This window comes from Acidovorax facilis, assembly GCF_023913775.1.
GTDB classification, from domain to species: Bacteria; Pseudomonadota; Gammaproteobacteria; order Burkholderiales; family Burkholderiaceae_C; genus Acidovorax; species Acidovorax facilis.
Genome location: NZ_JAMXAX010000172.1, coordinates 1 through 11,246, shown reverse-complemented (window position 1 = coordinate 11,246; position 11,246 = coordinate 1). Strand labels below are relative to the sequence as shown.

The following is an 11,246-nucleotide window of genomic DNA, read 5'->3' as shown; positions in this document are numbered from 1 at the left end:
TGCCCCGCCCGCTTCGATGGTGTGCGCCACGGCCATGGCCATTTGCGTCTGGCCTTCGCGCGGCTGGAAATGCGTGTCAGCCCGCGCCAGCACGCCGCCGGGGGCAAACACCTCCTGCACCATCTCTACCAGCGCCATCAAGCGGGCTCTTGGGGTTGAAGGTCCCGTTCCAGGCGATCCAGGGCATCACGCAGAGCGAGGCGGCGCTTTTTGAGGCGGCGCAGCGTGAATTCGTCGGCCACGCCGTCAGGGGCACACCGGTCGATCAGAGCGTCCAGATCGGCATGCTCGATGCGCAGCTCAATGAGTTGGCGTTGGGGGGAATGGAGGCTGGGGTTCAAGGCAGGGGGCCGTGGGATGGCAAAAATGCCACAGGCGGGCGGATAATACGCGCTTGCCCCCGTTTGCGCGATGGCCCTTTGCGTACGCGCCCCCACAATCACCAGCATGACCAAAGCGTTTCGCCTCATCGCGTCCACCGGCATCCACAAGGGTGACCGGGAGTACCAGCAAGACCAGGTGATCCTGATCTCCCACGAGCGGCACAATGGCTGCATACTGGGTGTCCTTGCCGATGGCATGGGCGGGCGCAGCGGCGGGCGCAAGGCGTCCGACCAGGTCATGATGACTGCGCGCCAGCTCTTCGAGCGCTATTCGCCCGACACCGACGACCCGGTGGCCATGCTCAAGAGCATGGTGGAAGAAGCTCACATCGTGATCCGGCTCACAGCGATTTCTGCCGAGCAGGAACCGCACAGCACCATTGCAGCCTTTCTCATCAACCCGCGTGGCGACTGCCACTGGGTGCATGCCGGTGATTCACGCATCTACCATTTCCAAGGTGCGCGCATGGTGTTCCGCACCAGCGACCACTCCTATGTCCAGGCTCTCGTGGACCGGGGCGAGCTGACCGAAGCCGAGGCCAACAACCATCCGCACTCGAACATTTTGGTGGGCTGCCTCGGCACTGAAAGCGACCCGCCCATCACCACCCATGTGATCCCCCAACTGCAGCCTGGCGATGTGCTCATGGCCTGCAGTGATGGGGTGTGGCACTACTTTTCGCCCACCGAACTCGGCTCCGTGGTTGATTCCCTCTCGCCACGGGAAGCCACGGAGTTTCTGATTGAAAAAGCCCGCTCCCGCGCGCGAGGTGGCGGTGACAACCTCTCGCTGGTCATCGTGAAGATGGAGGCGCTGGTGGAAGAAAAGAAGGTCGCTCGCCTGGTACCCGCTGACGCAGGGCGTCCCTGAAGCAGCGCCCCACCCGCTGGTGCGTGCGTGGGTCGGTGACCAAAAGGGCGAGTGGCTCGGCGGCCCTTGAAGAATGCGGCGCTGACGCGGACCGAGCCTCTGCACCCACTGGCCCGCTGCGCCTTTTGGGCGCCACGCGCACTTTCAACACCTGGGGCAGCCACCCCAAATAAACCTGTTTCAGCGTGCTGCCGAGCCCGCTGGCAACGGAGCCGCAGGGACCCGCCCCTGGGCTGCGGCCTCTGCCCGTGACTTTTCGACTCGATCGCGACGCTCCTGCGCAGCCTGAAGCGTTTGCGCGTGGCGTGCGCGCGCCTCTGCGGCACGCTCGGCATTGCCACTGGTGCGCGCTGCCTGCTCCTGCGCCTGCTTTTGCACCTTAATGCGCTGCTGCTGTGCTCGCAGTTCAGCCTCGTGGTCACGCTGCGATTTCAGGCCCTGGGGGTCTTGCGACGGCTTGCGCACCACAGCGCTTGCAGCGCCGCTGCCCGCCGAGGGGCTATCCGGCACGCCGCGCTGTTTTTCTTCAATGGATTTGAGACGCTCCGCCGCTTTTTCCTTGCGCTCGGCATCATTGAGCTCGATCTCCTGCGCGCGCAAACGCGCTTCTGCCTCGCGCACGCCCGACCGCACACTGCGCAGACAGTCTTCTACGGAGAATCGCTGGTAACAGGCCGATTCGTCCTGTTGTCGCCTGGCCTTGATGGCCTCGCGTTCGGAGCGGATGCGGTCGTGTTCCGCTTTACGTTCGGTCGCCTTGGCGGCTGCCTGCTGGCCGTTGGCCTCCGCACCCGCAGCTACCGGCTGCGCCATGGCCGAGGCAGACAACCCCCAGGCAAGCAAGGAAATCGCCACAGACACGAAGCGTCTGGAGATCATGTCAGCCCCGTATCGACAGTGCGGCGCTCCAGCGCCAGGAACTCCTTGGACTGCATCTCGTTGAGCCGCGAAATCGTTCGCGGAAACTCGTGCGCCAAGGGGCCTTCGGTGTAAAGCTGCTCGGGGGGTACTGCTGCAGACAGGATGAGCTTGACGCGCCTGTCGTACAACACGTCCACGAGCCAGGTAAAACGCCGCGCAGGCGACGCCATGCTCACCGGCATGTAGGGCACATCGGAAAGCAGCACAGTGTGGAACTGCGTCGCGATTTCCAGATAGTCGTTCTGCGACCGGGGGCCACCACACAGGGTCTTGAAGTCAAACCACACCACACCACCGGCCTTGCGGCGTGCCCGGATCTCGCGGGCCTCGATGTGCAGCACCGGGTCTTCGTCGTGCACTTCGGCCAGTTGGTCAAACGCCTGGCCCATTTCAGCATCTGCCTCGGGGCCCAGCGGCGTGTGGTACAGCTTCACGTGCTCCAGAGTGCGCCGACGGTAATCGGTACCGTTGTCCACGTTGACCACTTCAAGCTTTTCATTGAGCAGGGCAATCGCGGGGAGAATGCGGTCGCGGTGCAGGCCGTCGGGGTACAGGTCGTCGGGCTTGAAATTCGAAGTGGTCACAAAACCCACACCGTTATCGAACAGTGCCGCCAGCAGGCGGTGCAGGATCATGGCGTCGGTAATGTCCGCCACGTGAAACTCGTCAAAGCAGATAAGCTTGTAGCGCTTGGCAATGCGCGCGCCCAGCACGTCCAGCGGGTTGACCGTGCCCTGCAGGCCCGCCAGTTCGCGGTGCACTTCGCGCATGAACTCGTGAAAGTGAAGGCGCACCTTGCGCTTCAAGGGAACGGCGTCGAAAAAGCATTCCATCAGAAAGCTCTTGCCCCGCCCCACCCCGCCATACATGTACACGCCGCGCGGCACATCAGGCCGGTTGATCAGCTTCTTGAGTGCGTTGGAACGCTGGGCCTTGTATGCAGCCCAGTCATCAGCGCACCGCTGAAGGGCATCCACTGCGCGCAATTGGGCAGGGTCACTTTGGTAGCCTTTAGCGGCCAACTCGGCCAGGTAAGCCTGTTTAACAGTCACGTGGTGGATGCTCAGAAACTATGATTTTTATAGCTACTAGCGCTTATCAGATAAGCGCTAGAGCCCGATTTGACCCAAAAATCAGAAGTTCAGAGTGCGCTTATCCACGGCCAGGGCCGCTTCCTTGGTGGCTTCGCTCAGGCTGGGGTGTGCGTGGCAAATGCGAGCGATGTCTTCGCTGCTGGCCTTGAATTCCATGGCCACAACAGCTTCGGCAATCAGCTCGCTGGCCTGCGGGCCCACGATGTGCACGCCCAGAATTTCGTCAGTCTCGGCATCGGCCAGCATCTTGACCATGCCTGTGGTGTCGCCCAGTGCGCGTGCGCGGCCGTTGGCCAGGAAGGGGAAGCTGCCCGCCTTGTACTTGACGCCGTCGGCCTTGAGCTGCTGCTCGGTGCGGCCCACCCATGCGATCTCGGGGCTGGTGTAGATGACCCAGGGAACGGTGTTGAAATTAACGTGGCCATGCTGGCCCGCAATGCGCTCAGCCACGGCAACGCCCTCTTCCTCGGCCTTGTGCGCCAGCATCGGGCCGCGCACCACGTCACCCACCGCCCACACGCCGGGCAGGTTGGTCTTGCAGTCGGCATCGACGACGATGGCACCGCGCTCGTCCAGGGCGAGGCCCACGGCTTCGGTGTTCAGGCCGATGGTGTTGGGCACGCGGCCGATGGAGACGATGAGCTTGTCCACGTCCAGCGACTGGGCTTCGCCCTTGGCGTTGGTGTAGGCAATACTCACGCCCTTCTTGCCGGTCTTGATCTCGCCGACCTTCACGCCCAGCTCGATCTTCAGACCTTGCTTGTCGAAGGCCTTCTTGGCTTCCTTGGCGATCTGCTCGTCCACCGCGCCCAGGAAGGTCGGCAGGCCTTCGAGGATGGTGACTTCGGCACCCAGGCGGCGCCACACCGAGCCCATTTCCAGACCGATCACGCCCGAGCCGATCAGGCCGAGCTTCTTGGGCACAGCGCCCACGCGCAGCGCGCCGTCGTTGGACAGCACCAGTTCTTCGTCGAACGGCGTGCCGGGCAGCGCACGGGCATTGGAGCCGGTGGCAATGATGATCTGCTTGCCCGTCAGCGACTCTTCGGCGGCGCCAGCCACCTTGATCTCGTAGCCGCCTTCAGCAGCCTTCACGAACGAGCCGCGGCCATGGAAGAAGCTGACCTTGTTCTTCTTGAACAGGTACAGGATGCCGTCGTTGTTCTGCTTCACGACGGTGTCCTTGCGGGCAATCATCTTGGCCACGTCCATCTTGACACCAGTGGCCGTAATGCCGTGTTCGGCAAAGTGCTTGTTGGCATGCTCGAAATGCTCGGACGATTGCAGCAGCGCCTTGGACGGAATGCAGCCCACGTTGGTACAGGTGCCGCCCGGTGCGGGGCCACCCTTGTCGTTCTTCCACTCGTCGATACAGGCGACGTTGAAGCCCAGCTGGGCTGCGCGGATGGCGGCAATGTAGCCACCGGGGCCACCGCCGATGACGATCACATCAAATTGTTTGCTCATGGGAAATCTCGTTCAGTCTGTTGGAGAAAGACCCACCGGCGGGCACAACCAGAGGTCGGCCACGCGGGTGGGTCCATGCGGTCAGGAGGTTAGATGTCGAACAGCAGGCGCGATGGGTCTTCCAGCGCATCCTTCATCGCCACCAGGCCCAGCACGGCTTCGCGGCCGTCGATGATGCGGTGGTCGTAGGACATGGCCAGGTAGTTCATCGGGCGCACAACGATCTGGCCGTTCTCCACCACAGCGCGGTCCTTGGTGGCGTGCACGCCCAGGATGGCCGACTGGGGCGGGTTGATGATGGGCGTGGACATCATCGAGCCGAAGGTGCCACCGTTGGAAATCGAGAACGTGCCGCCGGTCATTTCTTCAATGCCCAGCTTGCCTTCAGCGGCCTTCTTGCCGAATTCGGCGATCTTCTTCTCGATGTCGGCAAAGCTCATCTGGTCGGCATTGCGCAGGATAGGCACCACCAGGCCACGGGGCGAGCCCACGGCGATGCCGATGTCGAAGTAGCCGTGGTAAACGATGTCGTTGCCATCGACCGAGGCGTTCAACACGGGGTACTTCTTCAAGGCATGCACGGCAGCCTTCACGAAGAAGCTCATGAAGCCGATCTTCACGCCATGCTCCTTGGTGAACGTGTCCTGGAACTTCTTGCGCATGTCCATCACCGGCGCCATGTTCACTTCGTTGAACGTGGTCAGGATGGCGTTGGTCGATTGCGACTGCAGCAGGCGCTCGGCCACGCGGGCGCGCAGGCGGCTCATGGGCACGCGCTGCTCGGGGCGGTCGCCCAGGTCTTCCTTGGCGGCCGGGGCCGACACCTGGGGCAGTGCCTTGGTGGGCACGCCCGTGGGAATGGCGCTCGGGGCACCCACAGCAGCCTTGGCGGCACCACCAGCCACAGCGCTGAGCACGTCCCCCTTGGTCACGCGGCCATCCTTGCCGCTGCCGGCCACAGCCGATGCGGACAGGTTGTTCTCGGCCAGCAGCTTTGCGGCAGCGGGCATCGCCACGTCGCCCTTGGAGCCGCCAACAGCCGCTGGTGCGGGGGCAGGAGCCGATGCCGTGGCGGCAGCGGGTGCTGCAGCAGCTGCTGCGGGAGCGGCCGCGCCGGCCTTGCCTTCGGTATCGATCTTGGCAATGAGCTGCTCGGCCACCACGGTGGCGCCGTCGCCCTGGATGATTTCAGCCAGCACACCAGCCGAGGGGGCAGGCACTTCAAGCACCACCTTGTCGGTTTCGATCTCGATCAGGATCTCATCCACTGCCACAGCCTCACCGGCCTTTTTCTTCCACGTCAGCATGGTGGCCTCGGCCACGGATTCGGACAGCTGGGGGACTTTGACTTCTACGATAGCCATATCAATTCTTTCGGAATGGGGTTTTGTTCTGTTATCGGGTCGCAGCTGGCCTTACTTGGTCAGGACAAAACCCTTGAGCTTGGCAAACGCGCCGTCCACCAGCGCCTTTTGTTGTTCCTGGTGCAGGTGCGAGTACCCCACGGCAGGTGACGCAGAAGCCGCGCGGCCGGAATAGCCCAGCTTCTGGCCTTCGAGCATGTTCTCGTGGATGTAGTGCTGCACGAAGAACCAAGCGCCCTGGTTCTGCGGCTCGTCCTGGCACCACACCACGTCGGTGGCATTGGGGTAGCGCTTGATTTCAGCGGCAAATGCCTTGTGCGGGAAGGGGTAGAGCTGCTCCACGCGGATGATGGCCACATCGTCGTCTTCGCGCTCGGTGCGCTTCTTCACGAGGTCGTAGTACACCTTGCCGGAGCAGGCGATCACACGCTTGACCTTGGCGGCCTTCTTGACGATGGCCTCGTCCTGCTCGGGAATCACCGTCTGGAAGCTGCCCTTGGTGAACTCGGACAGCGGCGAAGTCGCATCCTTGTTACGCAACAGCGACTTGGGCGTCATGATGATCAGCGGCTTGCGCAGATCACGCACCATCTGGCGCCGCAGCACATGGAAGATCTGGCTGGCGGTGGTGGGCTGCACCACCTGCATGTTGGCGTCGGCCGACAACTGCATGAAGCGTTCCAGGCGGGCGGAGCTGTGCTCAGGGCCCTGGCCTTCGTAGCCGTGTGGCAGCATCAGCGTGATGCCGTTGACGCGGCCCCACTTCACTTCACCCGAAGCGATGAACTGGTCGATCACGACTTGCGCACCGTTGGCAAAGTCGCCGAATTGCGCTTCCCAGATCACCAGGGTGTTGGGGTCGTTGGAGGCGTAGCCGTATTCAAAGCCCAGCACCGCTTCTTCCGACAGGATCGAGTCGATCACAACGAACGGAGCCTGATTCTCGGCCACATTCTGCAGCGGCACATAGGTGCCGATGTCCCACTTCTCGCGCTTTTGGTCATGAATAACCGAATGGCGGTGCGTGAACGTGCCACGGCCACAGTCTTCGCCCGACAGGCGCACGGGGTAGCCGCTGGCCACCAACGATGCGAATGCCATGTGCTCGCCCATGCCCCAGTCCACGGGGATCTCGCCACGGCCCATCGCAGCGCGGTCGTCATAGACCTTCTTGACCAACTGGTGCGGCGTCACGCTCTCAGGAATGGTCGTGATCTTCTCGGCCAGGCGCTTCCACTCAGCCAGAGGAATGGCCGTGTCACCAGCGTCCGTCCACTTCTTGCCCAGGAACGGGCTCCAGTCCACGGCGTACTTGCTCTTGAAGTTGGTCAGGACGGGATCGACCGTGTGCTTGCCGGCATCCATGGCGGCACGATAGGCCTTGACCATATCGTCGCCCAGCGACTCACCCAGGCCCTGTGCCGCCAGCTTGTCGGCATAGAGCTTGCGCGTGCCAGGGTGCTGGCCGATCTTCTTGTACATCAGCGGCTGGGTCAGAGCCGGGGTGTCCTGCTCGTTGTGGCCCAGTTTGCGGAAGCAGATGATGTCCACCACCACGTCCTTCTTGAATTCCATGCGGAACTCCAGGGCGAGCTGGGTGGCCAGCACCACGGCTTCGGGGTCATCACCGTTCACGTGCAGCACGGGCGACTCGATCATCTTGACGATGTCGGTGCAATACAGCGTGGAGCGCGTATCACGCGGGTCGGAGGTGGTGAAACCGATCTGGTTGTTGATGATGATGTGCACCGTGCCACCCGTGTAGTAGCCACGGGTCTGGGCCAGCGCCAGGGTTTCCTGGTTCACACCCTGGCCGGCAAAGGCCGCATCACCATGCACCAGCACCGGCAGCACCTGCTTGCCGTGCGGGTCGGCGCGGCGGTCCATGCGGGCACGCACGGAGCCTTCGACCACGGGGTTCACGATTTCCAGGTGGGAAGGATTAAATGCCAGCGACAGGTGGACCGGGCCGCCAGGGGTGGTCACATCCGAGCTGAAGCCCTGGTGGTACTTCACGTCACCGGCAGGCAGGTCTTCGGGGGCGGTGTGGTCGAACTCGGCGAACAAGTCCTTGGGCATCTTGCCCAGCGAATTGACCAGCACATTGAGACGACCCCGGTGGGCCATGCCGATCACGATTTCCTGAACGCCCTTTGCACCGGCGGACTGAATCAGCTCGTCCATGGCGGCGATGAAGCTTTCCCCCCCTTCAAGAGAGAAACGCTTCTGGCCGACGTACTTGGTGTGCAGGAAACGCTCCAGACCTTCGGCGGCCGTCAGGCGGTCCAGGATCTGCTTTTTCTTGTCCACACCAAAGCTGGGTTTGCTGCGGATCTTTTCCAGCTTTTCCTGCCACCAGCGCTTCTGGTTCTGGTCAGTGGCATACATGTACTCGGCGCCGATGGAGCCGCAGTATGTTTCGCGCAGCGCATTGATCAACTCGCGCAGCGGCATCGACTCTTTGCCGAAGAACGTGTTGCTCGTGTTGAACACCGTTTCCTGGTCAGCGTCGCTGAAACCATAGAAAGAGGGTTCGAGTTCAGGAATGGCGGGGCGCTCGGTGCGCTTGAGGGGATCCAGATCAGCCCAGCGTTGGCCCACGTTGCGGTAGGCAGCGATCAGCTGCTGAACGGCAGTGCGCTTGCGGCCCAGCTCCGAGTCCGCACCCGTTGCCACAACAACCTTGGTGCCGCCCTGTTTGGCGCGCTCGGCAAAAGCGTTGATGACGGGGAGGTGGGGGACGTCTTTGGCATTGCTGCCATCCACCGCAGGCACATGTTGAAGTGCATCAAAGTACTCGCGCCAATTGTCTGGCACGCTACCCGGGTTGGCGAGGTAGTTCTCGTACATCTCTTCGACATAGGGCGCATTGCCGCCGAAGAGGTAAGTGTTGCCTTGGTAGGCTTGATAGACGGACGTCGTATCGCTCATATTCCGCTGACCTCCGCTTTCCTTGGGAAAGCATTAGCTGGTTGAGAAACCTTCCGCGACACGGCTGAACCGATTGGCGGATGCGACTGTGGCTGGGGAAGGGCCTTGGTACGGGCGCCATTGTGCCACCGAATGGCCGACCGCCCTACGGAAATGGCTGGGCCGGTGGTGACGCGCTGACGCAACAAGCGGCTAAAAACCTGGCTCGCGTACATTCCGGGTATCTCATTGCCACCTACCCTCATGACGCCACCCACCCTCCAGAACAAAGTCTTTTTGCTGCTGCTGGCCCTTGTCACCATCGCCTTTGGAGCCATCCTTTGGCAGTTCCACGGCGCGGTCTTCTGGGGCGTCATCCTGGCCATCTTGTTTGCCCCCCTGCACCGCAAACTGTTGCGGCGCATGCCCCGGCGGCGCAATCTTGCAGCGCTGTGTACTCTGGGACTGTGCCTTATTGTGGTCATCCTTCCCATGACAGCGATCACGGTATCCCTGGCCCAGGAAGCCACGATAATCTATGAACGGATGCGGTCGGGCCAGCTAAATTTTGGACTCTACCTACAGCAGGTGATCGCCGCCCTGCCCGCCTGGGCCGCCAATTTGTTGGACCGGTTGAATCTCACGACCGTTGGCGAGCTGCAACAAAAGTTCTCTTCCGTCGCTGTCCAGGCCAGTCAGTTTGTTGCCACACAGGCATTAAGTATTGGACAGAACACGCTGCAGTTCATCGTGAGCTTCGGCATCATGCTCTATCTGCTGTTCTTCCTGTTGCGTGACGGATCGAGTCTGGCCTTGCGCATTGGCCAGGCCACCCCGCTGGACGAAACACACAAGCGGCAACTGGTCAGCAAGTTCACCACCGTCATTCGCGCCACGGTCAAAGGCAACATTGTCGTGGCGGCCTCCCAAGGAGCGCTGGGCGGTTTGATTTTCTGGATCCTGGGCATCCAGGGTCCCGTGCTGTGGGGAGTTTCCATGGCCTTCCTGTCGCTGCTTCCCGCCGTGGGAGCGGGGCTGATCTGGGTGCCGGTGGCAATTTACTTCCTGGCCACGGGTGCGGTCTGGCAAGGCGTGGTGCTGACTGCGTTTGGCGTTGGCGTTATAGGACTCGTTGACAACGTCCTTCGTCCGATTTTGGTGGGCAAGGACACCAAGATGCCAGACTACGTTGTGCTGATATCCACCCTGGGAGGCATGGCGCTCTTTGGGTTGACGGGCTTCGTGATAGGACCAGTTATTGCGGCGCTTTTCATTGCGAGCTGGGACCTGTTTTCACCCAGCGCCAGCACTGAATCCGCGTAACAAAATGAAGTGATTCAACAATCGGGGCCATGAATAACATGGCACTGCATAGAACGTGCGGATCACAAAAAACAAAGGCCTCCGCAAGGAGGCCTTTGTTTACGCCAAAAGACTGGCGCCTGGATTCGGGTGGTAGGACGTACAAGATTCGAACTTGTGACCAACGGATTAAAAGTCCGCTGCTCTACCAACTGAGCTAACGTCCCAACCGGTTGCAATCAATCATGACTGACTGCTGCAAAGCCTTGGATTATAGCGTCGTTTTTTCAGTGTTTTTGGAAGTTGCGGCAAGTTTGTCCAACACCCACCCTGCAGCGCACTGACCAAAAGTCGCCGTCACCGCAACGACCGAACCGTATCCATGGCAGTTCAGAGAACCATCGCCATCCACATTGCAGGACGCATCGGGAGGCGCCACGGCTTCTCTGCTGAAGACGCAGGTCACTCCGATTTTTTTGCCATCACGGGCCGCCCGATGGTGCTTGCGCAAGCGATAGCGCAGTTGCGCCAGCAGAGGATCGTGGGTCGTCAAAGCAAGATCATCCACATCCACTTTGTGCGCATGGCGCTTACCGCCAGCCGCCCCGACCGTGATATGCAGAGCCTTCTGGGCTTGAGCCCAGGCCGCGATGGTCGTTTTGGCCTGCACCTGATCACACGCATCAATCACCGCATCAACGGACTGAGGAAGCAAACCAGGCCAGTTGTCTGCATCCACGAATTCCTCCACGCAGTGGACGCTGCACTGAGGGTGTATTTGCGCAATCCGATCGCGCATTGCAAGAACCTTGGCCTGGCCGACGGTATCGGTAAGCGCATGGATTTGGCGATTGATGTTCGACTCAGACACATGGTCGAGGTCAATCAACGTGATCTGCCCTACCCCACTGCGCGCCAAGGCTTCAGCGGCCCA

9 protein-coding genes and 1 tRNA gene are annotated in these 11,246 nt (G+C 61.5%); 2 read left to right on the top strand and 8 right to left on the bottom strand.

Features of this window, described 5'->3' with window-relative positions; translation table 11 throughout:
* Nucleotides 1-137 precede the first annotated feature (137 nt).
* On the bottom strand, nt 138-341 hold the full coding sequence (locus NFX52_RS27465) for a YdcH family protein (RefSeq protein ID WP_055396751.1): 204 nt from the start codon (nt 339-341) through the stop codon (nt 138-140).
* 106 nt (nt 342-447) lie between these two features.
* On the opposite strand from NFX52_RS27465, the gene NFX52_RS27460 reads away from it, so the two are divergent.
* Complete coding sequence (locus NFX52_RS27460; RefSeq protein WP_055396686.1) at nt 448-1,254, top strand: PP2C family protein-serine/threonine phosphatase; 807 nt, start codon at nt 448-450, stop codon at nt 1,252-1,254.
* A 180-nt stretch (nt 1,255-1,434) separates the two neighbouring features.
* Here the strand turns inward: NFX52_RS27460 and NFX52_RS27455 are convergent, their stop codons facing one another.
* The 5 genes from NFX52_RS27455 to NFX52_RS27435 all read right to left on the bottom strand — a co-directional run bounded on the left by NFX52_RS27455 (nt 1,435) and on the right by NFX52_RS27435 (nt 9,031).
* Nucleotides 1,435-2,133, bottom strand: coding sequence for a hypothetical protein (locus NFX52_RS27455; protein WP_055396684.1), 699 nt, complete (start codon nt 2,131-2,133; stop codon nt 1,435-1,437).
* Nucleotides 2,130-3,227, bottom strand: a complete 1,098-nt coding sequence (gene zapE, locus NFX52_RS27450) for a cell division protein ZapE (RefSeq protein WP_055396683.1) — start codon at nt 3,225-3,227, stop codon at nt 2,130-2,132. The genes NFX52_RS27455 and zapE overlap by 4 nt, the downstream gene beginning before the upstream one ends.
* A gap of 81 nt (nt 3,228-3,308) precedes the next feature.
* Nucleotides 3,309-4,736, bottom strand: coding sequence for a dihydrolipoyl dehydrogenase (gene lpdA, locus NFX52_RS27445; protein WP_055396681.1), 1,428 nt, complete (start codon nt 4,734-4,736; stop codon nt 3,309-3,311).
* An 89-nt stretch (nt 4,737-4,825) separates the two neighbouring features.
* Nucleotides 4,826-6,100 (bottom strand): 2-oxoglutarate dehydrogenase complex dihydrolipoyllysine-residue succinyltransferase, encoded by a 1,275-nt coding sequence (gene odhB / locus NFX52_RS27440; RefSeq protein ID WP_055396679.1) that lies wholly within the window; start codon nt 6,098-6,100, stop codon nt 4,826-4,828.
* A 51-nt stretch (nt 6,101-6,151) separates the two neighbouring features.
* Complete coding sequence (locus NFX52_RS27435) at nt 6,152-9,031, bottom strand: 2-oxoglutarate dehydrogenase E1 component (protein WP_055396677.1); 2,880 nt, start codon at nt 9,029-9,031, stop codon at nt 6,152-6,154.
* A 243-nt stretch (nt 9,032-9,274) separates the two neighbouring features.
* On the opposite strand from NFX52_RS27435, the gene NFX52_RS27430 reads away from it, so the two are divergent.
* A complete protein-coding gene (locus NFX52_RS27430) occupies nt 9,275-10,333 on the top strand; it encodes an AI-2E family transporter (protein WP_055396675.1) in 1,059 nt (352 codons plus the stop codon).
* A gap of 130 nt (nt 10,334-10,463) precedes the next feature.
* Here NFX52_RS27430 and NFX52_RS27425 read toward each other — a convergent pair.
* Together NFX52_RS27425 and NFX52_RS27420 are read right to left on the bottom strand one after the other, a co-directional pair.
* A tRNA-Lys gene (locus NFX52_RS27425) sits at nt 10,464-10,539 on the bottom strand.
* Between the two features lie 44 nt (nt 10,540-10,583).
* The coding region (locus NFX52_RS27420; RefSeq protein ID WP_252635912.1) for a tRNA threonylcarbamoyladenosine dehydratase at nt 10,584-11,246 on the bottom strand (663 nt) is incomplete at its 5' end.

Coding starts and splice junctions, on each gene's coding strand:
- NFX52_RS27460 (WP_055396686.1), top strand. CDS start 448: ATGACCAAAGCGTTTCGCCTCATCGCGTCCACCGGCATCCACAAGGGT.
- NFX52_RS27455 (WP_055396684.1), bottom strand. CDS start 2,133: ATGATCTCCAGACGCTTCGTGTCTGTGGCGATTTCCTTGCTTGCCTGG.
- lpdA (WP_055396681.1), bottom strand. CDS start 4,736: ATGAGCAAACAATTTGATGTGATCGTCATCGGCGGTGGCCCCGGTGGC.
- odhB (WP_055396679.1), bottom strand. CDS start 6,100: ATGGCTATCGTAGAAGTCAAAGTCCCCCAGCTGTCCGAATCCGTGGCC.
- NFX52_RS27435 (WP_055396677.1), bottom strand. CDS start 9,031: ATGAGCGATACGACGTCCGTCTATCAAGCCTACCAAGGCAACACTTAC.
- NFX52_RS27430 (WP_055396675.1), top strand. CDS start 9,275: ATGACGCCACCCACCCTCCAGAACAAAGTCTTTTTGCTGCTGCTGGCC.